We start from the raw sequence: 25,382 nt of genomic DNA on the forward strand, positions 1-25,382 counted from the left end.
GGGTTATCCGTAGTATGTTCTTTGACTTGTCCGCCCTTCGCCGCCTCCCGTTAGCTGGCCTTTTGCTACTTGCGCTACTGCTGCGCCTGAGTGGGCCAGCAACTGCGCAAGCGCCCGCCTCGGCACCCCGTCCCACTCGGCAAGACACGCTAAACGGCTCGGTTACCCCCGAAAGAGGCTGGTGGGACGTGCAGCGCTACGACCTGACCATCACGCCCGATTACCGGCGCAAAACGCTGACCGGCCAAAACGTTATCCGCTATCGGGTCACCCAAAAACGGCCGGCTTACCGGATGCAGCTGGACCTGGTCCAGTCCCTGCGCATTGACAGCGCTTTTCAGCGTAACCAGAAAGTGGCCTGCACCCGCACGGGCGAGGTCTGGTACCTGGATATTCCCAAGCGAGCGATTGCACGCACGAACAACTTAACCATTTACTATTCAGGGGCTCCCAAGGAGTCTACGGCCCCGCCCTGGGACGGCGGCGTGGTGTGGGCCGCTGATTCGTTGGGCCGCCCCTGGCTGTCGGTGGCCTGCCAGTACACCGGGGCCCGGGTGTGGTACCCGTGCAAAAACACGATGCAGGACAAGTGCGACCAGGGGGCTTCGGTTACCATCGTCGTGCCCGATACCCTCGTGGCGGTGGGCAACGGCCGCCTGCTGGGCAAGGCGCCGGCCGCCGGCCATACGGTCGCTTACCGCTGGGGCGTTACCAACCCCATCAGTCACTACGGCCTCACGTTTTACGTGGGCAAGTACCGGACGGTCAGCGGGGTATATGCCGGGAAGCAGGGCCGACTCACGACGGATTACTGGGTGCTTGATTACCACCGGGACCCAGCGGTGCAGCACCTGGCGGCCGAGGCAACCACTACCCTGCGCTCGCTGGAGCACTGGTTTGGGCCGTACCCGTTTTACGCCGATGGCCTCAAAATCGTGGAAGCCCCCTACATCGGCATGGAGCACCAGAGCGCCATCGCCTACGGCAATAATTTCACCAAAGGCACGTACAAAGGCCGCGATATTTCCAACACGGGTTGGGGCCGCAAAACCGACCGGGTGGTGGTGCACGAAATGGCCCACGAATGGTTTGGCAACAACCTGACGGCCAGTGACCTGGCCGACCGCTGGGTGCAGGAAGGCTTCGCGGGGCTGGCGGAAGAGTTGGTGCTGGCCGACCTGTGCGGCCAGCAGGCCGGCACCGCGTTTCTTGCGGGCCGCTACCGCACCATCGAGAACGACAAACCCATCATTGGGCGCTACGGCATCAACGAGAACGGCAGCGACGATAATTATATCAAGGGCTGGGCGGTACTGCACATGGTAAAAGCCACCCTCAATAACGACGCGAAATTCAGTGCCATCCTGCAAAATCTTAACCGCCGTTTCCGTTACGGCACCGTCACGACGGCCCAGGTCGAACACGCCATCAGTCGCCAAGCGGGCATCGATTTCAGTCGGCTGTTTGACCAGTACCTGCGGTCGGCCAGTGTACCGGTGCTGGAATACAAAATGACGGGCAACGGCTACGCCTACCGCTTCACCCACTGCATTGCCGGGTTCACCATGGGTATCAAAACGCAAGGACCACAGCCGCAATGGCTTTATCCAACCACGCAGTGGCAGTCCATGGCCCTGGGAAGTACCGCCTTGCCGGATGCCCTGACCATCAGCCCTGATTTTTATGTCACGGTGAAAAAATGCGAGTAACGGTCACCGGGCGAGTAGCCCGTTCGCTACCCTCCTGGCTGCTAGCATACCCTATTAGGGCCGCAAAAGCAGGAAGCGACCGATTGGATTACCCGGTTTTTGACAGCAGTTAGCATAGGCACCGAAGCCAACTCTGAAACGCTCCCCTTCGCTCAGGCAACCGGTGCCCCTACAGCATCATCTAGGCCAGTACGACCAAGAATGAGTGGAATAACCTGCTTCGCTTGTTGGCTGACCTTCTTTCCCCCTTTTTAATGAAACAATTTCCGGTGCTTACCTCCCCCCCCTGGGCCTGGCGGCTGGTTCTGTTCCTAGCCTTTCCTCCGGTCAGCCAGTCGGTGCAGGCGCAAGCCTTACCTGGCCGTGCCGAGCAAATCCGCCGCGTCGAGACGGGCTTACTGCCCAGCGTGCGCTTCGTGGGCGATTCGGTTTGGACGATGGCCGCCCGCATGCAGCACTACGGGGTACCTGGGGTGAGCATTGCCGTCATTTACAACTCGAAAGTTATCTGGACGAAAGCGTACGGGGTAGTAGACCGTGCCAGCAACGTGCCCGTCACGACCCGCACCCTGTTTCAGGCCGCCTCTATCAGCAAGGCTGTCACCGCCTACGGGGCTCTACGGCAAGTCGAGCAGGGCCGGTTGCATCTCGACGGCAATGTAAATGACGAGTTGCGCAACTGGCATCTGCCCGATAATGCCTTCACGCAAACCCGGAAGGTGACGCTGCGCGGCTTGCTTAGCCACACGGCCGGCGTGGGGGTGGATGGCTTTCCGGGGTATACGACCACCGCGCCCGTGCCCACCCTACGCCAGGTGCTTGAGGGGGAAGCCCCGGCCAATACGGGGCCAGTGCGCGTCGAGCAGATGCCGGGCACCGGCTTTCGCTACTCGGGCGGCGGCTACTGCATTGCCCAGCAGCTGATGCTGGATGCGGCGGGCACCACTGACTTTGCGGCCCTGATGCAGCAACTAGTTCTGGGCCCACTGGGCATGAAGGCCAGCACGTATGCGCAGCCCTTGCCCGCCGCGTGGCGTGCGCAGGCGGCCACGGGCTACGGCCCCGATGGCACCGCCGTGGCGGGCCAGTGGCACACATACCCTGAAATGAGCCCGGCCGGCCTGTGGACTACGGCTGCCGACCTGGCCCGGTTTCCCATCGACGTGCAGCGGACCTTGAAGGGCAAAAGCCGCCGGGTGCTCTCGCCCGCCATGGCCGCCACCTGGCTCACGCCCGTGCTCACGGACTACGCCGCCCCCGGCCCCTTCGTGCGCCCGCTGGGCGACCAGCAGCAGGACGTGTACTTCGAGCACAGCGGCTGGAACGAAGGCTTTTCGAGCCAGTTCGTGGCCCATCGCGACAAGGGGTACGGGGTGGTGGTGCTCACCAATGCCAACCAGCCGTTGTTCGTCAACGAAGTCATCCGGGCCGTGACCGAAACTTACCACTGGGCCAATTACAACACCCCCGCTTACCCGCGCCCGCCCCTGACCGCCGCCGATACCGTGCAGCTGACCGGCCGCTACCGGGCGGGTCCGCTGGAGGCCCTGCAAGTGGTGGGGCGCGGGTCCCGCCTTTTTCTCAAGGAAGTGGGCGAAGACCCGGTGGAGCTGTTCAAGGTGGCCGACCAGACGTACATGCGCCGGAGCTGGGAGGCACCGGTGCAGCTGGCGGTGAACCCGGCCGATGCCACCCGTCATTTACTATTGCAAATGCCGCGCACCCCACCGCGCTACGAGCACGCCCGCCTGGCCCCCGGCGAGCAGGTGCCGTTCGACGGGCTCCTGCGGGGCGCGCTCGAGCCAGCCGTGGAGGCCTACCAACAGGCCCAAACTAAGAATCCCGACGAGGCTGCCTTGCAGGAAGGGCACCTTAACCACGTGGGCTACCAACTACTAAAGGAAAGACAGCCGACGCAAGCGTTACGCGTGTTCACCCTAGCCACGCGCCTCTATCCGCAGAGCAGTAATGCCTTTGACAGTCTCGCCGAAGCTTGCCTGCGCAACGGGGACAAAACCCAAGCGCAGGCCAATTACGCCCGCGTCCTAGCCTTGGACCCGCACAATAGCAACGCGGCGAACATGCTGCGCGAACTAGCGGAAAAATAGCGGTGGCTAGCCCTCCAGCAGAGACGACTCTTCTATGGTGGATTAGATTTCTCATTTTCCAAGCTGCTTACTATCTATAAAGCAGTTTCCGCCAAATGCGACTTTTGGACCAAACTTTTAACCAAGGCCACCTATCTGAGCTACGCGAAACCAGCTACCTCACTCACCGAAGGAAAAATTTCTCTCTTACTGATTGGTTCTCATGACCTCTTCCCAAGAAACTAGGCCACTGTAAAGTAGAGAAATCGGGCATTTGTCGTACCTTAAAACCCTAGACAATGTCATGAAAAAGACCAAGTTTACCGAGGCTCAAATCGTGTTCGCCCTGCGCCAGGCCGACACGGGCATCACCGTCGCCGAGGTCTGTCGGAAGATGGGCATCAGCGAAGCCACGTACTACAATTGGAAGAAAAAGTACGGCGGCCTAGGCGTACCGGAACTGCGGCGGCTCAAGCAGTTGGAAGAGGAAAATCAGCATCTCAAACAGCTTGTCGCCGACCTGAGTCTCGACAAGCAGATGCTGCAGGACGTGCTCAAAAAAAAGTTTTAAGGCCCGTGCAGCGTCGGCATGCGGCCCAACACTTACTTGACGCCTATCGCATCTCGGTTCGCCGCGCCTGCCGAGTACTTGGCTTGCAACGCGCCAGCTTCGCTTACAAAACACGTGGTCGTGATGACACCGTTTTGCGCCAGCGCTTGCGTGAGTTGGCGCAAGTGCGGGTGCGCTATGGGAGTCAGCGCCTTTATATCCTGCTGCGCCGAGAAGGCTGGCTAGATAACCACAAGCGCGTGCATCGCCTTTACTGCCTGGAAGGCTTGAACTTACGCAGCAAGCGTCCGCGACGCAATCGGGCCGCTGCCCATCGGTTGGAACGTCTGCCGCTGGGTCGACTACACCAGAGCTGGAGCATGGACTTCGTAGCCGATAATCTCTTCGATGGCCGCAAAATCAGGGCTTTAACTATAGTCGATAATTTTAGTCGCCAGTGCTTGGCCATCCACGTCGGCCAGTCACTCAAAGGCGAAGATGTGGTGGTCGTTATGACGCGCTTACATCAAGAGCTAGGTCTGGTGCCTGAGCGCATCCAGGTCGATAACGGCAGCGAGTTTATTAGCAAGGCGCTCGACCGCTGGGCCTACGACCAGCATGTTACGCTAGACTTCTCGCGGCCGGGCAAACCGACCGATAATCCGTACATTGAGTCGTTTAACGGCAGCTTCCGCGACGAGTGTTTGAACGTACACTGGTTTCTGTCGTTGACCGATGCACAGGAGAAAATCGAGCAGTGGCGCCAGGAGTATAATGGCTTCCGACCGCACAGTTCGCTACAGGATTTAACACCCGATGAGGTGGTGGCGGCCGCCACTACTGTCGAGCTTCAGAACGCCTGATGCTCCACTTTCAACCGGCCCAGTAAATGGGAGGAGGTCACTCATAGGCGGGAATCGTACAGTCAGGCTCCAGCATCTACTGGTCCTCAATGAAGGGAAGCGGACACTGCTGCTTATTTCCTTTTCGGCGCACCTATTCCCGTGTTCCCCGCACTCGCCGCAACGTCATCCGCTCCGCGCAAGGCTTTAACTGAGCGGTCTTCGCCATTGGTTTTGGCGAGCGGTACTAGTTATAGATAGGTGCCAAACCGCTCGAAATGACACGTGTAGCCGTTCGGACGCTTAAGCAGATAGTCTTGGTGCTCTTCCTCTGCCAGCCAAAACTCGTCGAACGGCTCCAAGGTGGTAACCACCTCATCGGGCCAACGACCGGAATCATCTACAAGCTGGATGAATTCTTCTGCGGTTGCCTTTTCTTCTGGAGTTTGAAAAAATATAGCCGAGCGGTAACTGGACCCCCGGTCATTCCCTTGTCTGTCTACCGTCGTGGAGTCGTGGATTCTAAAAAAATAGTCCAGAATAGCTTTAAACGACGTTTTGTCCGCGTCGTAGGTAATTTCGATGCCTTCGGCGTGACCCGGATGGTTGCCATAGGTTGGCCCCTCATTCAGTCCTCCCATGTACCCAACTTTGGTTTCCAGTACGCCAGGACGCACGCGGAACAAGTCCTCCATTCCCCAAAAGCAGCCTCCGGCCACATACGCTTTTTTGTAGTTTTCCATGTTGTTAGTGCGTCAGATTGCGTATTGATTTAGTTAAAGAAGACGCCTTAGTGCCCTATTATGGGCCACCGGCATCCCTTCAAGTCCTTTGCAAAGGGTGTTCCTCCGTAGCTCTTTATGCTGAAGCAGTGGATTGCTTGATTCACGCTGGTCCGGGGCTACTTTTTCAATAGCATCCCCGGGGTTAAGCACCTATATGCATCTTCACTCGTTTTCCAGTTGAGAGGGGCTTGCAATAGCCGGGGAAGCGTGATTCGCTGGTCCTTGCAGGCCTGTTATGGCGGCTGTTGGTGGCCATCAGGCCCGGCGATGGAAAGTAGGCGATTATATCCTGATTTAGGGAAGCGGACAAAAACTTCGTCATTCTTATCATACCCCACCCACTCTGGAATGTTTCCATACGGGCAGTTCGGCGCGTCCTAGGTGCTGCCCTAAAGCAGGCGGGCAGTCTGAACATAGGATAATAAGGAGGGGCGTAGAGATGCTATTTGGTACTAGCCGAGCAGATGATAGGTAACGACGCTACAGCTTTGCTCCATTGCTCACTCGTTCACTTGAGTGGGAAGCTGATACCTATTGCGGGACAATCAGAAAAAAGTTTGCTTTTTCTGTAACCTAGTTGGATTAGCGTGGTGTCCACCCCTGAATACCCTACTCAACCCCTTCAGCAGCTTGAACTCGCTCACGGATAACGCGCTGATGCTGCAAGTGAAATCCGGCGATGTCGACCGGATGGGGCTACTCTTCGAACGCCACCACCGGGCGCTACTCGGCTTCCTGTATCACATGCTGGGCGGCAGCCGGGCCAGCAGCGAAGACTTGGTGCAGAACGTGTTTTACCGCATGCTGAAATACCGCCACACGTATTCGGCCGAAGGCGAGTTTCGAACCTGGATGTACCACCTGGCCCGTAACGTGCTGGCCGACCACCTCCGGAAAAACCGCCACGCCGTGCACCACGCCGACGTGGCTGACGTGGCCGAAACCCTGGCCGGCGGCCACCTCGCCGATGCCGGCCTGGAACAAGCCCAGGAGGCGGCCCAGCTGCACCAGGCGCTGGCCCGCCTAAGCCCCGACCACCGCGAGGTGCTGGTGCTGAGCCGGTTTCAGGAGCTGAAATACGGCGAGATAGCCGTGCTGCTGAACACGACGGAAGGCGCCGTGAAAGTGCGGGCCCACCGCGCCCTGAACGAGTTGAAAATAGCCTTTCTGCGCATTGAAAACTGACCTGCCCATGAACTGCGAATCCACCCAAGCCCAGCTGGCCGAATACCTGACCAGTCAGCTCCCCGAAGCCGAGCAGCGGGCACTGGAAACCCACCTGGCCGGCTGCCCCGCGTGCCGCGAAGAGCTGGTGGCCCTGCAGCGCGTGTGGCACACGCTGGGCCAGGTGACCACGCCCGAGCCCAGCCCCAACCTGCGGCCCGAGTTCTACGCCATGCTGGCCGACTTCAAAGACACGCTGGAAACCGAGTCTCCTTATTCGCCAAAGGGCCTGTGGCGGTGGCTGCGGGCGCTGCAACTCCCGCAGCCAGCCCGGCGGCTGGCCTACAGCGTGGTCCTGCTGGCGGCGGGCGGGGCGGGCGGCTATTGGCTGAATAATCAGCCCCAAACCCTGCCCGCCGACCAGCAGCAAATAACCGCCCTGGCGGCCCAGGTGGGCGAAATGCGCCAGCTGATGCTCCTGGCGCTCATCGACAACCCCTCGGCCACCCAGCGGCTACGGGCCGTGAGCTACACCAAAGAGCTGAATGGCGCGGCCAATGCCAAGGTGATTGAGGCCTTGCTGAGTACCCTCAACCACGACGACAATGTGAACGTGCGGCTGGCCACGCTAGAGGCCCTGGCTCCACTGGCCGCCGACCCCACGGTGCGGCTGGGCCTGGTGCACGCCCTTACGCAGCAGGAGTCGCCGCTGGTGCAGTCGGCCCTAGCCGATGTGATGGTGCAGCTGCAGGAGCGCCGCTCGGTGCCTCGGCTGCGGGCGCTGCTGAAGCAGGCCGACCTCGACAGCACGGTGAAAAGCAAGATTGAGGAGAGTATTTACACCTTATCCGTGGGCCGACCTACCGCGCCCCCAACGCCCCAACGCCATGACCAGACGCATATTTCCCCTCGGGCTGAGCGCCCTGCTCTTGCTGTGTAGCAGCGGCTACCTGCGGGCCCAGACCCTAAAATCGGTGGAGGTTGTCAGCCGCGAGTTTGTGCCGACGGCCGCCGCGGGGCAGAGCACGCTGGCCCTCTACGATATCAACGGCTCGGTGACGGTGCAGGGCTATGCCGGCAGCAAGATTCTGGTGGAAGCCACCCAAACCATCACGGCCGCTGATGCGAAAACGCTGCAAACCGGAAAAAGTGAGCTGAAACTCGGGTTTGCGCAGCACGGCGACAGCGTGGTGGTATACACGGCCGCGCCCTACGATTCGCGGCCCCATAACGAGCGCAACCGCTCGGAGCACGTGCGCATCGCCTACCAGTATGCCATCGACTACGTGGTAAAAGTGCCCTATCCGCTCAACCTGCACGTTTCGACCGTGAATAACGGTAAGGTGCTGGTGCAGGACGTGACCGGCCGGCTGGACATCGGCAACGTGAACGGGCCCATCACGCTCCGCCACGTGAACGGCACCACCCAGGCCCACACCGTGAACGGCACCGTGGAAGCCGACTACGCCGCCAATCCGCCCGGCGCGTCGTCGTACCACACCATCAACGGCCAGATTAAGGTGAAATACCCGGCCGATTTTGCCGCCGACCTGCATTTCAAAAGCATGCACGGCGAGTTCTACACCGATTTTGCCAACACGGCGGTGCTGCCGGCGCAGGTTACTAGAAATAAGCAGGGCAAGGGCGAGGGCACGGTGTACCAGCTCACCAAAGACACGGCCGTGCGCATCGGCAAGGGCGGGGCTGATTTTCGGTTCGAAACCCTGAACGGCGACGTGACCATTACCAAACAATAGACATTCAACTTAGTAGCAATGACGTATTCATTCCGAACCGCGCTGGGGAAAAGCGCCCTCCTGGCCCTGTTGCTGCTGGGCAGCGTGCGGCCCAGCTTCGGGCAGGAGGCCGCCAAAGAGCAGCTCACGGTGGCCCTCACCGCACCCGGCAAGCCCGGCTCGCTGGAAGTGGAGCTGGTGCATGGCAGCATTCGCGTAACCGGCTACGGCGGCAAGGACGTGGTGATTGACGCCGTAGCCCGTACCAGCAAGCACCCCAGTACCAGCCCCGGCAGCGCCGCCGGCCTCAAGCGAATTTCGGTTGCCAATAGCCTCAGCCTGGCGGCGGAGGAGAAAAACAACCGCGTCGAAATCACGACGGAATCGTGGAAAAGTCCGGTCGATTTAACCATTCAGGTGCCCCGCAATTTCTCGCTGAAAGTGAGCACCGTGAACGACGGCGACATCACCATCGACAACGTAGTCGGCGAGCTGGAAGTGACCAATACGAACGGCAACATTACGCTGAGCCAAGTAGCCGGCTCGGCGGTGGCGAATACTGTGAACGGCAACCTCAGGGCCACGTTCACCGGCATCACGGCCGGCGCGCCCATGGCCTTTTCTACCCTCAATGGCAAGGTGGACGTGACGCTGCCGGCCAACGCCAGCGCCGCCCTCAAAATGAAGTCGGACCGCGGCGAGGTATACAGCGACTTCGACGTAGCCGTGACCAAAGGCCAGCCTAAAGTAACCCGCACCAGCCAAAACGGCCTCAACCGTCTCAGCACCGACGACTGGACCTACGGCAAAATCAACAGCGGCGGCGCGGAGCTGATGATGAAGACCTTCAACGGCGACATTTTCCTACGCAAGGCCAAATAGGACGGTAATGGTGGTGGCACATACCGGCGTTTTGCCCTCAGGACTCGTGGGCGGTGTCGTGCAGCGACGAGCCGCCGGTACGCGTCTCCACAACTGTCTTGTCAAGCTTAATACCCACTCCTAATGCCTGCAAGCCGCATGAAAGCTTTCCGATTTATTGCCCTCGCCGGCCTGCTTGCCCTGACGCTGGAAAGTGCCGTTGGGCAGGTGCGAACCGTGCCCGCTACCCTTTCAAAAGCACGGATGGATACCGTGGTGCAGCGGCTGGGAACCGCTTTCATGAAGCAGCCGGCGCGGGTGGGGCTGTCCATCGGCATCACCCAAAATGGCCAGACGCACTTCTATCATTTTGGCACGGTGGAGAAGGGGAAAGGTCAAACCGCGACGCAGCACACAGGGTATGAAATCGGGTCCATCAGCAAGACGTTTACCAGCCTGCTGCTAGCCCATGCGGTGCTGGAAAAGCGGGTGGGCATCGACGACGACATTCGAAAATACCTGTCGGGTGCCTACCCTAACCTAGCCTTTGGCGGGAAGCCCATTACGCTGAAGCACTTAGCTAACACTACCTCCCGGCTGCCGGATAACCTGCCGGAAAATCTGTTCCAGGCCGCCAACCCAGATTCGACTGCGGTGCTGGCGGTGAAAAACATGCGGGGCTACACGAAGCAGCGCTTCTTGGCCGACCTCCACCAGGCCCGGCTGGACACGGTGCCCGGCCTGCTGCCGCGCCATTCCAACGTGGCCACGCAGTTGCTGGCTTACATTCTGGAAAGCGTGTACAAGACTTCTTACGCCAACTTGCTGACGCGCTACGTCAACCAGCCGCTGCACCTGGCCGGTGCGGCGGGCACGGGGCCAAAATCGACCGGCTACGATGGCAAGGGCAACCCGATGCCCTACCTTACCATCGAAACGGCGCTGGCGGCCGGCGGCCTGCAATACACCCCGGCCGACATGGTGAAGTACCTGCAATACCAGCTGAATGAGTCGGACAAAGCCGTGGCGCTGAGCCACCAGCCCACCTGGGGCCGACTTGATGACGAGGCCATTGGCTTCAACTGGAACCTGGACCTGACGGTGGACAGCCAGCGCCGGCTCCAGCACTCGGGCGGCACGTTTGGCTACGCCAGCTACTGCGAGCTGCACCCAGACCAAAAGTTTGGCATTGTGCTGCTCTCGAACGAATCGGACCAGGGCACGCAATCTGCCCTGCAGGCCACGGCCGGGCAGATTGTGGAAGCGCTGTACGGTGTGCCGCCCGCCGTGCAGGCCTTGCGGACGGCGCTGGCCGCTCAGAAATTCAGCCATGCCGCCGAGGTAGTGGCAGCCGTGAAAAAAAAGCACCCCGAGCTGCACCTGACGGAGGACTATGTAAATAGCTGGGGCTATGTGCTGCTCCGGCAGGGCCAGACGCAACCAGCACTGGAGCTTTTTAGGTTGAACGTCAGCCTGTTTCCCCAAGGATGGAATACCTACGACAGCCTGGCCGAAACCTACGAAAGCATCGGCGACAAACCGCTGGCCATCGAAAATTACCGCCGCTCCCTGGCCCTGAATCCAGAGAATAGAAACGCCGTGGAGCACCTCCACAAGCTCGGCGCACGGTAGCCACACGGCCACGCAGCCACGCGGCCAACCCCACTTACGGGCATTCTCAGCGGGGCTTTTAGCCACTGCCAGCCACCGCTTTGCCCAAATTCTTCGGGTCGCTACCCACTCTTTGCTGCCCTGCGAAATGCTTCGTAGCCGTGGTTGCGCACGGCCCGGTTCAACTCATCTACTTAGCTGCGAATTAATGCCTTCCCTCAACAGCCTTGCTTCCATGAAGATGAACAAAATTCTTGTGCCGCTGGCCACGCTCTGCTGCCTGGCTTGCAGCACCACCAAACCAGTTGCCAGCACGCGCGTGGCGGGTGTCGAGCAGGGCCTGCTTACGGCGGTGGTGGCCGGCAGCGCGCCGCCCACCAAGTACAGCTTAGCGGAGCGGATGCGCTTCTTTAACGTGCCGGGCGTTAGCATCACCGTTTTTGAGCGGGGCAAAGTGGCCTGGCGCCGCGGCTACGGGTGGGCCGATGCGGCGCAGCAGCGCCCCGTGACGCCCGAGACGCAGTTTCAGGCCGCGTCCATCAGCAAATCGATAACGGCGTTTGCCGTGCTTAAACTGGTGGCACAGGGCCGGCTGAACCTCGACCAGGACGCGAACACCTATTTGAAGGACTGGAAGATACCGGAGTCCGAGTTTACCCAACAGGAAAAAGCAACGGTTCGCCGGCTCTTGGGCCACACCGCCGGCTTACCGGATGACGGGTTTCTGGGGTACTCGAAATCGGAGACGATTCCGAGCGCCACGCAGGTGCTGAATGGACTGGGACACAGCCCCAAACTAACGGTAGTTGCAGTGCCCGGCAGCAAATTTGCCTACTCGGGCGGTGGCTACCTGGTGCTGCAAAAAGTGGTGGAAGACGTGTCGGGACAGCCATTTGCGGAGTTTGTGCAGCAACAGGTGTTCAAGCCGCTGGGCATGGCGCACAGCACCTTCGGGCCCGCGCCGGCCGCCAACGCCAGCCTGGCGTATGGCCGCGACGGCCAGGCCTGCCCGGGCGGCTGGCGCGTGTACCCCGAGCTAGGCCCCGCCGGCTTGTGGACCACGCCTACCGACCTGGCCACGTTTAGCCTGGCCGTGCAGCAGGCCGCTACAGGCGGGCCGCACGCCGCGCTGCCGGCCCCGTTGGCCCAGGCCATGCTCACGCCCGGTCCGGGCAGTTACGGGCTGGGGATGGTAGTGCGCGGCAAGGGCCCGCAGCGCCGTTTCTTTCACGCTGGCAGCAACCCCGGCGGCTACGAGTGCCTGATGATGAATTACCCGGAAAAAGGGGTCGGCATCGTGATTATGACTAACAGCAGCCAGGGCGGCACCCTGCGCGACGAGGTAGTGCGCGCCTTTACCGCCGAGTACGGCATCGACGACAGCCAGCCGCAGCGGGTGGCGCTCATAGCCCTGCCTACCGCCACCCTGGCCGCCTACACCGGGCGCTACCAGTTCGAGAAGATGGGCAACTACTACCTGACTATGAGCCTGGACCCGGATAACCACTTGGTGCTGCTAGACCCCAACGATGGTAAAAAGAACGTGTTCCTACCCACCGGAACTGACTCGTTTATTGATATGAACAGCGGCGAGAAAGCCGTTTTTACCAAAGACCCTAGTACTGGGGAAGTAGCCAGCGTGCTTTATAATGGGGCATATGTATTTAAGAAGCTTGCCCACTGAGTTTGCCGGTTCAGCTCCATCACTAAGATACCCATCACCACACGGGCCTTCTTATAGGGGTTCTTCTTCCAAAAAGATACTATTAGCGAATTGATTATTAAGCCGTTGTGGGAGGTGTTAATCGCTTGAAAGCTGCCTGACGTATCTGGACTAACGGTTTGAAACGAATTCGCCAACAGTATCCTTTTGGAAGAAGAACCCCGATAGCCGCACGGCACGGGCAGAGGTTAGCCCAAATATGATTTCAGCGACTGCGAGCGCGAGGTGTGCTTGAGGCGGCGAATGGCCTTTTCTTTAACCTGCCGCACCCGCTCGCGGGTCAAGCTAAATAGCTTGCCAATCTCCTCCAGCGTTTGCGCCGCTCGCTTAATTTCGGTTGCTGCCCTTGGCTTGCCGCACGGCTTGCCCGTCTTTCAGGTTGAAACGGTAGACGAAGCTGAGCCGGTAGCGGGCAGCATTGGGGCTACTGACTTGGTTGAATACGTAGTTCTCGCTGGTGGTTTGGGTGCGGCGCTGGTCGGAGTTCAGCACGTTGGTGGCATCCAGCACCAGCGAGGCTTTGTCGCGCAGCAGGTTCTTGCTCAGACCTAGGGTTAGGGTGTGAATGGCCAGGGTACGCGTCTGGGCATTGCGCTGGGCCCCGGTGAAATTGTAGCGGCCCTGCACGCCAAACTTCGCCGGCAGCCTCACCTGCGCGCTGAGCCGGCCGGTCACCACCTGGCCCGAGAAATCAAGGTCCCGCCCCTGGTAGCTGCCCCGCTGCGTAAAAGTGTAGCCGTTCAGCTCGGCGTTCAGCGGCAGCCATTTCAGGGGCGTGTACTGCACGGTCAGCTCCAGGCCCCGGCGCACTTCCTGGCCTAGGTTGATGGGCGAGCTGATGAACGTGCCCGCCGCGTTGCGGAACACGTAGTCCTGAATGAAGCCCGCATTGCGCTGGTAGTACACCGACGGATTAAACGTGAGCGCACTCCAGCTGCGCAGCAAGCTCAACTCAAAAACATCGGCGTAAGACGGGTTTAAATCGGGGTTGCCGACGTACTGCGCGTTCAGGTCGGTGAGCTCATTGAAGGGGTAGAGCATCCACAGCGCGGGCCGGTTGATGCGCTTACTGTAGTTGAGCTGGGCCGTGGTGCCCGGGCCAAACTGGTAGCTCAGGTTGAGGGTCGGGAACAGGCGGTCATAGTTTTTCTGGTTGTTGTAGGCGCCTTCGCGGTCCTGTATCGTGATGCGGGTCAGTTCGGTGCGCAAGCCCAGGAGGTAGGAGAACTTCTTGGCTTTGCTGCCAAACTGCGCGTACGCGCTGCTGATGAGCTCCTGGTATTGCAGCTTGTTGTTGATACCCTGAAAAATAACCCAGTCCGGGCCCAGCTGCTCTTCAGCCCGGAAGTCGCTGGTGACCCGGCGGCTTTCGAGCTTGAGCCCGGCTTCCAGCGTATACCGCTCGCTGAGGGGCTGCACAAGGTCCGTCTGCATCACCAAATCCTGGCTGGCCCCCACCGAGCTGGTTCGAATGCCGGGCAAGTCCCGCGCCCCGGGCGCGGTGCTGCGGGTAGCCAGCACCCAGTCTTTGGCGCTGTCCCAGAAGTCATATTGCAGGTCGGCGGTGAGCTTGCGGCCGGCCTGGGCGAAGAGGCGGGTGTAGTTGAAATCCAGCTGGTTGTAACTGCGCCGCTCCCAGGATTCGCCGTTGCGCAGCAGGGTACTGTCGGTGGCAGCGCCGGGGGTGGCGTAGGTGTATTGCAGCGCGGTGCGGTCGTGGTCGTGGGTGGCGTTTTTCAGAAACGAGGCCGTGAGGGTGTTGCGCTCGTTGAGGTAATAATCGAACCCGAAGTAGAGCAGGCGGCCGTCGTCGTGCCGGTTTTCGCGCTGCTGCTGGCGTAGGCTGGTTTGGCGGTTGCCCGCGCCCGTTACCTGGTCGGTGCTATAGCGGCCCACGTAGTCGGACAGGCGCAGGGCGGCCGTGGCAAACACGTTGAATTTGTCGGACTTGTAGCTCAGGCTCGGATTGACCCGGTTATCGTTGGGCAGGCCACCCACCAACCGCAGCTGCCCGCTTAGGCCACCCTTTTTGTTCTTTTTCAGCACCACGTTGATGATGCCCGCGCTGCCCGCCGCGTCGTAGCGGGCCGAAGGATTAGTAATGACTTCGACCCGCTCAATCTGGTCGGCCGGAATCTGGTCGAGGGCGTTGTTCTGCGTCAGGCCCGACCGGCGGCCGTTTACCAGGACCGTCACGTTGGGGTTGCCGCGCAGGCTCACGCCGCCCGTCGCGCTCACCGCCACCGAGGGCACGCCGTTGAGCACCTCGTTGGCCGAGCCGTTCTGCGATAAAATGTCCTTGCCCACCTCAAACACCTTCTTATCAAGCTGTAGGCTGATGGCCGGCCGCTCGCCCGTCACCGTCACCTCGCTCAGTTGGGTGGCGTCGGGCGTCAGCCGCACGGTACCTAAGTCCAGCGTGCCCGTGGCGGGGCTCGCCGGCAAGGCCTGGCTAACAACCCCGTACCCCACAAACCGGACCTCCACCGTGGTGGCTTGCGGCGGAACACCTTCCAGCCGGAAAGCCCCGCGCTCGTCGCTGATGCCCCCGGTGAGCAACTGGTCAGCGGCGTCCTTTATGTTGATGTTGGCGTAGGGTACCGGGGCCTTCGAGCCGTGGTCCAGCACCTTCCCGGCAATGGTGCGACTAGGGCCGGTGGTGGGCTGCTGGGCCTGCGCCGCGCTGGCTAGTAAGAGGGCGAAACAGAGGTGGAGCAATGCTTTCATGCCCCAAGGTTAGGCGGCCCTAAACCGGCTTTTTAGCAAATTTATGCCAACGGCTCTAGGGCCTCGCCAACAGCAGTAAAGCGCTGTTGGGGGCCTTCTACCTTTACATCGGATTGCAGGGAATGAAAACTGCCTGCCGGACCGTCCTCCGTCGTCCGGCGTGGCTTGCCTGTTCTGACTCGCTTCCCCGAATCCCCAACCCGCTTCCCATGGCCCGGCTCCTGCTCTTTTGTCTGCTGCTGCTCGGCTTGGCATCCTGCCAATCGGAGGTGCGTTACGCGGCGGCCGACGCCGTGTACCACCCCGGCGACGACCCGCGCTGGGCCGCCCGGCAGTACGACGACGCCCACTGGCGGCCCGAGCGCGGGGTCGTCAGCCCCCAGATGTTCTGGAACCGCAGCTGGGTCACGCTGCACCAACGCGACCCCCGCACGCCGCTGGGCTTGCAGGTCAACGCATTCGGCGCGTTTGAGGTGTACTGGGACGGCACCCGCATCGGCCAAAACGGGCAGCTGCCCACCGGCTGGCAGGCCGAGGTGCCCGGCACGGAAACCAGCTATTACCCGGTGCCGGATTCGCTGGCCCGGCCCGGCCGGCACCTGGTGGCCCTGCGCAGCACCCAAACCTACCTCCCCGAGGAAGAGCGCGGCACCCACCTCCACCTCGAAAGCTACCTGCGGCTGCTCCAGGGCCCGCTTCTCATCATGTCTGTTATGAACCTGATGGCCGGAGCCTTCCTCATTGCGGCCGTGTACTACCTGTTCCTGTTCATCAACAGCCGCCGAAAAGCGCCGGCGGTGCTGGTGTTCAGCGGCAGCTGCTTTCTGTTTTTCGCGCTGCTGATTCTGGAGTACGTCAAGTTCTACGTGGCCATTCCCTACCCGCAATTCTACCTGCGGCTGGAGGCCATTGGCTGGCTCACTTTTGCCATTTCCCTGCTGGTGCCGCTGTACTTCGCCATCCAGTTTGGGTTCAAGCGTAAGGGCCTGCTGGCCGGGTTATTACTAGCCGTGCTTCTTGGTATTTACCTCAGTAACTACCACCATTACGACCTCACGGCCATGCGCTTTAGCTACGCCATGTGGCTGGCGTCGGTAGCGGTGGTGGCGGTGGCCGTTGTCCGCAAAGCCCCGGGGGGGAGGGTGGTGCTGGCCGGGCTGCTGGCCAGCGCGGTGGTCAATTATTTTCTGGTCCATGACTTTGGCCTGTTCATCTCCTTCACGCTCATCGTGCTGTGCATGCTGTACCTGCACACCATCCAGGTGCGGGCCATGGAAACCGAGCACCAGGCCGCCCAGCTGCTTTCGGCGCGCCTCAAACTGGAGCTGCTGAAGAAAAACATTCAGCCCCATTTCATCAAGAACACGCTCACGTCCATGCTCGATTGGGTGGAGGAATCGCCCAAGGAAGGCGCCGTGTTCATCCAGGCGCTGGCCCAGGAATTCGACATTCTCAACGACATTGCCGAGGCCACGCTCATCCCCGTGAGTCAGGAAATCGCGCTCTGCCGCCACCATTTGCAGGTAATGCAGTTCCGCAAGGAAATCCAGTACGAGCTGGAAACGTCCGGCATCGACCCGGACGACCTTATTCCGCCGGCCATTTTCCACACCGTGCTCGAAAACGGCATCACCCACAGCCTGCCCCTGGCCGATGGCCGCATCCGGTTTCAGCTTTGCTTTGCGCGCACCGGCCGCACCAAGCACTACACGCTACGCACCTACGCCCGCAACCGGCCCGAAGCCCGCCACGGCCCGCCCGGCACCGGCTTTCACTACATCGAAGCCCGCCTCAAGGAAAGCTTCGGCAGCCACTGGGAATTCACGTCGCACGCCGTGCCGGAAGGCTGGCTAACCTCCATCACCATCGGCCCGCTGGCATGAACATTCTCCTGGTTGAAGACGAAGCCCGCATTGCCCGGCGGCTGGAGCGCATGACCCGCGCGTTTTTTGGCCCTCAGCTGGCCAGCCTCACCAGCTGCGACTCGCTGCCCGCAGCCCTGCGCGCCCTCGACACCGCCGCGCCCGACCTGCTGCTGCTCGACCTGAACCTGAACGGCCAGGACGGCTTCGAGCTGCTGAAAAGCATCGCGGCCGGCGCCTTCCACACCATCATCGTTTCGGCATACACCGAAAAAGCCATCACCGCCTTTACCCACGGCGTGCTCGATTTCGTGCCTAAGCCCTTCACCGAAGAGCGCCTCGCCCAGGCCTTCGCCCGCCTGACCACGCCTACCGCCAAGCCCGAACACGCCCTCCAGTTCCTGACCGTGAAGAAACAGGGTAGCCTGGTATTGATTGACGTCAACGACCTTCGCTACATCAAAGGCGCCGGCATTTACACCGAGCTGCACTTGCAAAACGGCCGGAAAGAGCTGCACGACAAGTCCCTCGAAAAGCTGGCGCAGCTGCTCCCCCCTTCCTTCGAGCGCATTCATAAGTCCTACATTGCCTGCCTCTCGCAAGCCGAAAAAATCATCGTGCAGGAAGGCAGCAGCTACCAGCTGCTCTTCAAAAACGGCGAGCTGCTTCCCATCGGCCGCTCCCGGTACAAGGAGCTACGCAGCAAAATGGGCTGACCTTAACGGGCCCTAAGCACCGGGGGTAGCGGGCACCTAACCTCCTCCCGTTTACTGGGCCGGTCGAAAGTGTGTACGCTTCCCTAGGTGACCACCCCGGAGGACGCGGCGCAGATTATTGCCGAGGTGGGGCTGCCCAAGATGCTGGCGCGCCCGCTGGGCCTCAGGACTGGCTCTGCGCTGAACTTACGGCTGCTGGCGTTCCTGCTCGCGCCGTTTAATAGCAGCCACTCCCTAACCATGGCCTTGGTTAAAAGTTTGGTACGGATGTTACATGGCCAACCCACTCGCTTGAATTAGGGGTTCTCTCAGGAAATGGAAGATATAGCACGTTAAGCCGTGCGCCACGAGTAGCGAGCGTCCAAAGGGCATCCAGCCGCTACTTACTACTTCCGAATCCGGACCCTACCCCTTGGCTACTGGGCAAAGTGCTCTTCCAGCAAGGCGGTGACTTTTTCCTTGGTTAGGGGCTTGTTGAGGAAGCCGGCGATGGGCAGCTGCTCGGCGCGGTGCAGGTCCACGGGGTGCAGCGAGGTGGTGAGCATGACGATGACAATGGCTTGCTGCCGGGCCAGCGGCATCTGCGCGTAGGCTTCCAGAAAGGCCAGTCCGTTGAGCACGGGCATGTTCATGTCGAGCAGGATGAGCCGGGGGCACGCCGCCGTTGGCGGGGCGGTGCAGGTCTGGTCGAGCGTGCGCAAGGCCTGCTCGCCGTTCTCGGCCACGAGCACCTGCTGGGCCACGCCCATGCGGGTCAGCAGCAGCTTATTGAGGTAGTTGGTGGTGGGGTCGTCATCGACCAGCAGCACACTAGCTAAGGGGGACATAGAGCGGGGGGATACTTAGACAGGAAACGTAACGGTGAAGGTGGTCCCCACGTTGGGCTGACTCTGTACCTGGATGGTGCCGCCCGCATTCTCGACGAGGCGCTTCGTGATGTAGAGGCCCACGCCCGTGCCCTCCACGTGGGTGTGCAGGCGCTGAAATAAGCCGAAGAGCTAGCGCTGCTGCACCTGGCTCATGCCCAGGCCATTATCCTGCACCGTGAGCACGACCGCGGGGCCCTGATGCTCGGCCCGCACCTGCACTTGCGAGGGGCGGGCTGGGTCGCAGTACTTGATGGCGTTGCTGAGCAGGTTATAGATGATGCTGCGCAAATTGGCGGGCGAGAAGGACAACACCAGGTCCGGGGCCACCGCCACGGTGAGCTGCGTAGTGGCGGCCGTGAGGGCGGGCACCAGGTCCAGGCGCACGGCCTCCACTACGGGGGCCAGGGTGACGGGCTCGGCTGGCCCGGCATGGGCCAGTTGCAGGCGGGAAATGTCGGTGAGTTGGCCGATGGTGAATTGGAAGCGGGTCACCGTGTGGTCCAGCAGTTCCAACAGGTGAGCCACCACCTCGTCCTGCCGCACGGCGGGGGGCAGCGTATCGCGCAGGGCCAGCACAATGCTTTCGATGTTGGTGATGGGTGCTTTCAGGTCGTGCGAGGCCGTGTAGACGAACGTGTCCAGGTCCACGTTGGTGCGCGTGAGCTGCCGGTTGCTTTCGCCCAGCTGCTCGTTGCTGGCCTGCAACTCTTCGTTGATGATGGCCAGTTTTTCGTTCAGCTCCTGCACGCGCTCCCGGGCCCGCACCTGCGGCGTGACGTCGATGGCGATGCAGGTGATGGCCACCAGGTGGCCCTGCTCGTCGCGCAGGGGCTCGTAGGTAAAGGTGTAGAACCCCACCTCTTCGGAGTGATGCGCCAGGCGTATCGCCCGCTCCTGCGCCACGAAAGCGGTGCCGGTCCGGCGCACCCCGTCGAGCACTTCCCGCAAGCCCTGACCAGCCAGCTCGGGCAGGGCCTCAAAAAAGGGCTGGCCCAGTAGGGCCGCCGCGGCGTGGCCGAGCATGGTGCCCATCGGCGGGTTCACCAGCTCCAGCACGTAGGCGGGGCCGCGGAAGATGCAGATGGCCACGGGCGCCTGCTCGAACAAACGTTGCAGCTGGCCCTGCTGCGCTTCGCGCTCGTGCCGGGCCAGTACCTGCGCCGTGACGTCGTAGCCAAAAATGGAGGTGCCCACAATGCGCCCGTCTTCGCGGTGGGGCTGGTAGATGAAATCGTAGTAGTGCAGGTGGGGGGCGAGACGTCGGGCGGCGTGGTGACGCCGGGCAGCGCCGCGCCGTAGTAGGGCTGGCCCGTGGCGTACACCCGGTCCAGCTCCGGCATCAGGCCGATGGCCACGACTTCGGGCATAGCTTCGGCGTAGCGCTGGCCGGTGAGGGCCCGGCCCGGAAAGAGCTCCTGAAACGCGGGGTTGCAGTAGTGCCAAAAGTGCTCGGGCCTGCGCAGCAGCGCCACCATCACGGGCGCCTGCTCGAACACGTTGTAGAACTCCTCCCGCTCCCGCACCTGGCGCTGGGCAGCGGCCAGCAATTCGGCGTGCAGGGCCAGGGCCTCGCGGGTGCGCTCCTGCACGCGGATTTCCAACTCGCCCTGCCGCTGCTCGGCCTCGGCGCGGGCGGCCCGCTCGGCTGCCTGGCTTTCGCGCAGCGCCTCTTCCACGGCGTTGCGGTCCTGGTCGCTGGTATCGGTGAAGTTAACCAGCAGCCGCTCGCCGCTGCGCTGGGCGCTGAACCGAAAGTAGTTGTCCACCCCGTCGGCCTGATAATTAGCTTCGTAGGTGAGCGGCTCGCTTGTGGCGAACGCCCGCTGATAGTAGGCGAATACCCCCGCCGCGAGCGTGGCGGGAAAGTGGTGCAACAACGTGCCGCTGGGCGGCTCCGAAAAGCCTACCATGCGCAGCCCGGTGGGGTTGGTGTACTCCAGGGTGAAGTCCACAATGGCCGGCCCATCCGGGGCGTAGACGGGGCGCAGCAACTGAATACCCGTGAGCGAGACGTTGAGTAAAGCGAGCCAGTCAGCGGGCGCAAATAAATCGGCGAGGGGCACCGGAGTAGGCATACAAGCAACAAGGGTAAGGCGTAACCAAAAGTACGGGAGCTACGTCGCTGGGTTCTTGGCGGGCTGCGCAGCGAAGCACCTATGCATTTTGGGCCGTTAAGTGACCGGGCTAGGTTTACTGGCGCAGAAGGAAAAAAGGCGATGCGCAGCGCTTGGGAAATCGCGCCAGCGACGGGTCCTTCCGGCTAGCCCTCCTTGGCCGGAAACTAGGCGACTACGCAGCATGAGCGCGCAAACGCGGCACACCCTTAAGATGCTTGCTACCTGGGGTCTACCGCTTAACATGCTATATTTTCCGTTTCCTGAGAGCACCCCAATTAGGGTACCGGAAAGCCGTCAAGAGTGCCTATCGGATAATTTGATTATCGCTATGGGTTTCGGATACCGCATTTCGTCGTGCTAGCAGCTACCAAGAGGCAGTAGGAAGCTGGTACCGAAAAACGCCCCTTTTCGTGCCTCGTGCTTGTTTAGTAGTTCGGTAGCTGGACTGATGTAACATTCGTACCAAACTTTTAACCAAGGCCGAGGTCGACGCTAAGCCGCGACGCCGGGTGTTTGAGGTCCTGCGTTCGCAGGGGCTGCAGGCCAATCAGTCGGTGGAATTTTTCACCGACGGTGCCGCGGTTTTGCGATCGCTGACCAGTTATTTGAGTGCGGAGTCCACGCATATCCTGGACTGGTTTCACCTGACCATGCGTCTGACGGTGTTGCACCAGTACGCGCTGGGATTCGCGCAGGTCGACGCGGCCGGGGGAAAAGCGCTGCAAGACGGCTTGGCCAGCATCAAATGGCACCTCTGGCACGGCAACGCCGAGCGGGCCCTGGAGAAAATACTGGACCTGGACGACGCCCTGGCCGCGCACCAAGACGACCCGCTCGTGGCCGGGAGACACAGCAAGTGCAAGCCGTTGGCCCGGCTAATTGCTGATTTTCACACCTACGTAGAACAGAACAGCGGCTTTATTGTCGATTACGCCGAGCGCCAGCGCTACGGCGAACGCGTCTCCACCGGCTTTGTAGAGTCAGCGGTCAACCAGGTGCTGGCCAAACGCCTGGTGAAACGGCAACAAATGCAGTGGACTAAAAAAGGCGCGCACCTGCTCGTGCAGGCCCGCACCAAGGTGCTCAACGAGGAGTGGGAAGACTGTTTTCGGCAGCAATACTCCGGCTTTCGCCCACTGCCAGCGGAGACTCTTCCGATGGCCGCTTAGCCCGATTGCCCCACACTTTTTGATGCTCTCCAATTTGGGGTCAGTTGTTTGACCTATAGTAGCTTAAGCACCAGTGTAGAAACGCATCTTTGCAGCTCGTCATTGTTGGGCTAGCCTGACGTGAAACGCAAAGATGCGTCTCTATACCCAGCCATACACTGACGCTGGAAACCGCTCTGAAATGTGCCTAGACGTGGTTTTTATAGTACTCGCAGAGCTTGGTCAGCGGGCACTCTTCGCAGTGGGGCTTGCGGGCCACGCACACTTTCATGCCGTGCTGAATCAACCATTCGTGGGCGTGCTGCTTGTACTTGGCCGGCGTCAGTTCACCAACACCGCTTCTTCGTACTCAAACCCGAGTTCTATGAGCCTGCTCTGGAAGTACGCCGGCCATGTCTCATTCGCTTTGTCCATTACCGCTTCCGCACTTTGGAGCGGCCTTCCCTGCTCGTCGTTGCGTTGGACTTCCTGCTGATAATGTAGGTTTTCTTCTCGTTCCCAGTAGGTATTGAATTTCTCTAGAGTGAGCCATTTCCGGATTGGCAGACGGGTACTAAGCACTTGTGCTGGTTCGCCTTTTCTCACTGCTCGCAGCTCCGTCAAGTTAAGTTTGTATGAGAGCCTAATATCCTCCAGGCTGAAAAAAGAGCCATCAGGGTGATTGTGGGTCAGGATGCCGTCCTGCATTTGCTCCTGCTGCTCATCAGTGAGCTCGATGCAAATTGTTGTTGCCGTGCCCTTTACACGCTTACATTCCGTTCCGTCTGCTGAATACAAGAAGGCTACTTCAAATGTCAGCGGCGCCAACTGCGCTTCGACTGACCATAAGCGATGTCGAAAATCTTCTGACGCTGAAGAAGTTATGGACGACAGCTCGAATTTTTCAGCGTCAATATCGCCTTGTGCGTGAGCAGCTTTGGTAGCTGCTCTGTTCTTTGCTTTGTCCATACTCATAGCAGTTTTTGAAAAGCCAAAGCAACGAACAAAAGCGCCAGCCTCACGGTCTAGCGCTTTCGTGAAAATTGGCGCAACGGCCCGGCTACTAGCGCAAATCGGGCCTGTTTCTGCTTACGTAAAGGTGGCGGCCAGCGGCAGTTGGTCCACTTCGGCGAAGGCCTGGGTTAGAGCCGTTTTCTTTATTCCCGCCATGCTGCTGCCCTCGGCCCGCACCACTGTCACGTCGGTCATGCCCACAAAGCCCAGGATGGCTTGCAGATAGGTGGTCACAGAGTCGAAGGACTGCAGGAGCGGCTTCGAGTATACGGCCCCGCTCGCCATGGCCGGTCGGCGGGCTTATATAATCCCACGCCAAGCCATTCGCATAGGGGTCAATGCAGATTGCGGCCGTTGATGAATTCCACGCGTCGGCTTACAGCATCACGGGGCAACTCATCTGCTTCATACGCCTACACCTAGGACCCTCACGGCTTCAAACGAGGCAGAAGATTCTTCACCAACCTATACATAATAGCCCGGTCGCTGGTGGCGGGGTGAAAGTTAAACAGCGGCCCGATATGGTAGCTCTGCAGGTAGGTTAGGTAGCCGTAGGCGTTGGTCATAGGGTGCTGAGAGGTAAAAAAGGCGCTAAATGTTTGTCCGCAATGCAGGCAGCCGCTGTGGTAGTGGTGATGGCCATTGAGGTCGAGTACGGCCCCCACCTGGCTGCGGAGCATGCCTTTCAGTACTGGTATTACTATGGTACTTACACTCGATGACCAGCCGCAGGGCAGGGTGTGGGCCATACTGACCGGTAACGAGTGGGGTGCTAACGGAGATATCGACTTCGTGGCACATGCCGTGGCCCTGAAACTCGGTGCCGTTGCGTAGTTCAAACGGATGGCCATTGTGCTGGAAGCTGTAGTAGCTAAACTTGTTGTTAACCAAGCTAGGGGCAGCTTTGAAGCGAAAGGTGCCAACGGTTTTGCTGTGCGGCGTGAGCGCCGACACGCTGGCGGAACGCCCAAGTTGCCGGGCCAGCCGCAGGTAGGTGTAGACTTCGTACCGATTGCCCGGGTTTGTGACCGGAAACAGCGTATCGGTGGCGTTGAGCGCAGCAAACAGGCTTTTTAGCTTCGTGTCGATTTCTAATTTGGCGGCAGTCATCGGGATAGATTTGCGGCGCTGGGCGTTAGTAATTATCGTCCTGAGCTTGGCGGCGGGCATCGCGCATGAAGTCGGTGACGATAAAAACCGGGGAGAGCGCAGTTCCCAGCGCATTGAACAACCCGGTTATCTCGACCCGCGCCGCTTGGGCAGCCTGCCGGTCGAAGGCGGCCACTAGAATAGGCACGGGCTGGCGGCCCGGACCCACTTCCAACGTGGTTAGCTGCAACTCCTCGCAGGTTTCGGCGATGGCAATGTCCTGCTCTAAAGGCGCAATGAAAGCTGTGTAGAAGCTGGTCAACAGGGCGTAGTAGCCGGGGTAATCCAGGTATTTGGCCTATACGGCCTGCTGCTGAGCACTGCGCCGGGCCAGCTCATCGGCGAAAGATGGTTCCGGGTCGGTTTGGGCGTTGAAAGTATCTTCCCGCTGGCGCTCATCACGGACTGGCACTGTCTGAAGCCTATCTTCTTCCAACTGGGAGTAGAAGCGGTACAGCCGGTTAAACTCGGGTAGCCTGGCGTTGGTACGCTCGTTGAAGCGAGCACCCCTTCGCACCAGTGTCAGCACCCTTTTTAAAGATAGCGGACGGTTCGGTTGGGAGCGGTCTAGAGCGGGCATACATGCTGTTGATGGGCATTCCCGGCGGGTGGGAGAATCGGGGCCGAAGGTATGCCATTAGAAGCATACTCGTGTACGCTCCCTCGATAAGGAGCTCCAGCCGGCCTTGATTCCCTATTGAGGCGGTCAATT

Annotated in this window: 22 protein-coding genes and 2 pseudogenes; 12 read left to right on the forward strand and 12 right to left on the reverse strand. The window is 60.5% G+C overall.

Features of this window, described 5'->3' with window-relative positions; translation table 11 throughout:
- The first annotated feature begins 62 nt into the window (after positions 1-62).
- The 3 genes from ACYVGC_RS17390 (at position 63) to ACYVGC_RS17400 (ending at position 5,209) form a co-directional block, all read left to right on the forward strand.
- Positions 63-1,709, forward strand: coding sequence for a M1 family metallopeptidase (locus ACYVGC_RS17390; protein WP_460585120.1), 1,647 nt, complete (start codon positions 63-65; stop codon positions 1,707-1,709).
- Between the two features lie 254 nt (positions 1,710-1,963).
- Positions 1,964-3,817: a serine hydrolase domain-containing protein gene (locus ACYVGC_RS17395; protein ID WP_460585121.1), complete on the forward strand. Its 1,854-nt coding sequence runs from the start codon at positions 1,964-1,966 to the stop codon at positions 3,815-3,817.
- A gap of 283 nt (positions 3,818-4,100) precedes the next feature.
- Positions 4,101-5,209 (forward strand): IS3 family transposase gene (locus ACYVGC_RS17400; protein ID WP_460585122.1). Its coding sequence is split into 2 segments (ribosomal slippage): positions 4,101-4,356 and positions 4,356-5,209, totalling 1,110 coding nucleotides; the frame shifts between segments, so codons are not numbered across the junction.
- Between the two features lie 230 nt (positions 5,210-5,439).
- Here the strand turns inward: ACYVGC_RS17400 and msrA are convergent.
- Entirely contained in the window at positions 5,440-5,931 is a 492-nt protein-coding gene (gene msrA, locus ACYVGC_RS17405) for a peptide-methionine (S)-S-oxide reductase MsrA (protein WP_460585123.1), read from the reverse strand.
- A 672-nt stretch (positions 5,932-6,603) separates the two neighbouring features.
- Here msrA and ACYVGC_RS17410 point away from each other — a divergent pair.
- The 6 genes from ACYVGC_RS17410 to ACYVGC_RS17435 all read left to right on the forward strand — a co-directional run bounded on the left by ACYVGC_RS17410 (position 6,604) and on the right by ACYVGC_RS17435 (position 13,029).
- Positions 6,604-7,158: an RNA polymerase sigma factor gene (locus ACYVGC_RS17410; RefSeq protein WP_460585124.1), complete on the forward strand. Its 555-nt coding sequence runs from the start codon at positions 6,604-6,606 to the stop codon at positions 7,156-7,158.
- Positions 7,159-7,165: 7 nt separating this feature from the next.
- The gene (locus tag ACYVGC_RS17415; protein ID WP_460585125.1) at positions 7,166-8,077 is read left to right on the forward strand and encodes a zf-HC2 domain-containing protein; all 912 of its coding nucleotides are present in this window, start codon (positions 7,166-7,168) and stop codon (positions 8,075-8,077) included.
- Positions 8,025-8,894, forward strand: a complete 870-nt coding sequence (locus ACYVGC_RS17420) for a DUF4097 family beta strand repeat-containing protein (RefSeq protein ID WP_460585126.1) — start codon at positions 8,025-8,027, stop codon at positions 8,892-8,894. Before ACYVGC_RS17415 ends, ACYVGC_RS17420 begins: the two co-directional genes overlap by 53 nt.
- 18 nt (positions 8,895-8,912) lie before the next feature.
- A complete protein-coding gene (locus ACYVGC_RS17425) occupies positions 8,913-9,755 on the forward strand; it encodes a DUF4097 family beta strand repeat-containing protein (protein ID WP_460585127.1) in 843 nt (280 codons plus the stop codon).
- Positions 9,756-9,893: 138 nt separating this feature from the next.
- Positions 9,894-11,366 (forward strand): serine hydrolase, encoded by a 1,473-nt coding sequence (locus ACYVGC_RS17430; protein WP_460585128.1) that lies wholly within the window; start codon positions 9,894-9,896, stop codon positions 11,364-11,366.
- Positions 11,367-11,586: 220 nt separating this feature from the next.
- The gene (locus ACYVGC_RS17435; RefSeq protein ID WP_460585129.1) at positions 11,587-13,029 is read left to right on the forward strand and encodes a serine hydrolase domain-containing protein; all 1,443 of its coding nucleotides are present in this window, start codon (positions 11,587-11,589) and stop codon (positions 13,027-13,029) included.
- A gap of 227 nt (positions 13,030-13,256) precedes the next feature.
- On the opposite strand, the pseudogene ACYVGC_RS17440 reads toward ACYVGC_RS17435, so the two are convergent.
- Positions 13,257-13,382 (reverse strand): annotated as a pseudogene (locus ACYVGC_RS17440) (sigma factor-like helix-turn-helix DNA-binding protein); the annotation flags it as partial.
- A gap of 13 nt (positions 13,383-13,395) precedes the next feature.
- The gene (locus ACYVGC_RS17445; RefSeq protein ID WP_460585130.1) at positions 13,396-15,795 is read right to left on the reverse strand and encodes a TonB-dependent receptor; all 2,400 of its coding nucleotides are present in this window, start codon (positions 15,793-15,795) and stop codon (positions 13,396-13,398) included.
- A gap of 209 nt (positions 15,796-16,004) precedes the next feature.
- Between ACYVGC_RS17445 and ACYVGC_RS17450 the strand changes: the two genes are divergently transcribed.
- Positions 16,005-17,678, forward strand: coding sequence for a LytS family sensor histidine kinase (locus ACYVGC_RS17450; protein WP_460585131.1), 1,674 nt, complete (start codon positions 16,005-16,007; stop codon positions 17,676-17,678).
- The gene (locus ACYVGC_RS17455; RefSeq protein WP_460585132.1) at positions 17,675-18,373 is read left to right on the forward strand and encodes a LytR/AlgR family response regulator transcription factor; all 699 of its coding nucleotides are present in this window, start codon (positions 17,675-17,677) and stop codon (positions 18,371-18,373) included. Before ACYVGC_RS17450 ends, ACYVGC_RS17455 begins: the two co-directional genes overlap by 4 nt.
- Positions 18,374-18,789: 416 nt before the next feature.
- Here the strand turns inward: ACYVGC_RS17455 and ACYVGC_RS17460 are convergent, their stop codons facing one another.
- The 3 genes and pseudogenes from ACYVGC_RS17460 to ACYVGC_RS17470 all read right to left on the reverse strand — a co-directional run bounded on the left by ACYVGC_RS17460 (position 18,790) and on the right by ACYVGC_RS17470 (position 21,317).
- Positions 18,790-19,200, reverse strand: coding sequence for a response regulator (locus ACYVGC_RS17460; RefSeq protein WP_460585133.1), 411 nt, complete (start codon positions 19,198-19,200; stop codon positions 18,790-18,792).
- Positions 19,201-19,215: 15 nt separating this feature from the next.
- A pseudogene (locus tag ACYVGC_RS17465) lies at positions 19,216-20,331 on the reverse strand (sensor histidine kinase).
- Positions 20,283-21,317, reverse strand: coding sequence for a PAS domain-containing protein (locus ACYVGC_RS17470; RefSeq protein ID WP_460585134.1), 1,035 nt, complete (start codon positions 21,315-21,317; stop codon positions 20,283-20,285). The pseudogene ACYVGC_RS17465 and the gene ACYVGC_RS17470 overlap by 49 nt, the downstream one beginning before the upstream one ends.
- Before the next feature lie 551 nt (positions 21,318-21,868).
- On the opposite strand from ACYVGC_RS17470, the gene ACYVGC_RS17475 reads away from it, so the two are divergent.
- The gene (locus tag ACYVGC_RS17475; RefSeq protein WP_460585135.1) at positions 21,869-22,528 is read left to right on the forward strand and encodes a hypothetical protein; all 660 of its coding nucleotides are present in this window, start codon (positions 21,869-21,871) and stop codon (positions 22,526-22,528) included.
- A 187-nt stretch (positions 22,529-22,715) separates the two neighbouring features.
- Here the strand turns inward: ACYVGC_RS17475 and ACYVGC_RS17480 are convergent, their stop codons facing one another.
- The 6 genes from ACYVGC_RS17480 to ACYVGC_RS17505 all read right to left on the reverse strand — a co-directional run bounded on the left by ACYVGC_RS17480 (position 22,716) and on the right by ACYVGC_RS17505 (position 24,932).
- Entirely contained in the window at positions 22,716-22,799 is an 84-nt protein-coding gene (locus ACYVGC_RS17480; RefSeq protein WP_460585196.1) for a hypothetical protein, read from the reverse strand.
- Positions 22,800-22,849: 50 nt separating this feature from the next.
- Positions 22,850-23,476, reverse strand: coding sequence for a hypothetical protein (locus tag ACYVGC_RS17485; protein ID WP_460585136.1), 627 nt, complete (start codon positions 23,474-23,476; stop codon positions 22,850-22,852).
- Between the two features lie 120 nt (positions 23,477-23,596).
- Positions 23,597-23,806 (reverse strand): NAD(P)H-dependent oxidoreductase, encoded by a 210-nt coding sequence (locus tag ACYVGC_RS17490; RefSeq protein ID WP_460585137.1) that lies wholly within the window; start codon positions 23,804-23,806, stop codon positions 23,597-23,599.
- 143 nt (positions 23,807-23,949) lie between these two features.
- Positions 23,950-24,087, reverse strand: coding sequence for a hypothetical protein (locus tag ACYVGC_RS17495; protein WP_460585138.1), 138 nt, complete (start codon positions 24,085-24,087; stop codon positions 23,950-23,952).
- 25 nt (positions 24,088-24,112) lie between these two features.
- On the reverse strand, positions 24,113-24,631 hold the full coding sequence (locus tag ACYVGC_RS17500; RefSeq protein WP_460585139.1) for a hypothetical protein: 519 nt from the start codon (positions 24,629-24,631) through the stop codon (positions 24,113-24,115).
- A gap of 25 nt (positions 24,632-24,656) precedes the next feature.
- Complete coding sequence (locus ACYVGC_RS17505; protein WP_460585140.1) at positions 24,657-24,932, reverse strand: hypothetical protein; 276 nt, start codon at positions 24,930-24,932, stop codon at positions 24,657-24,659.
- Between the last annotated feature and the right edge of the window lie 450 nt (positions 24,933-25,382).

This window comes from Hymenobacter arcticus, assembly GCF_054779975.1.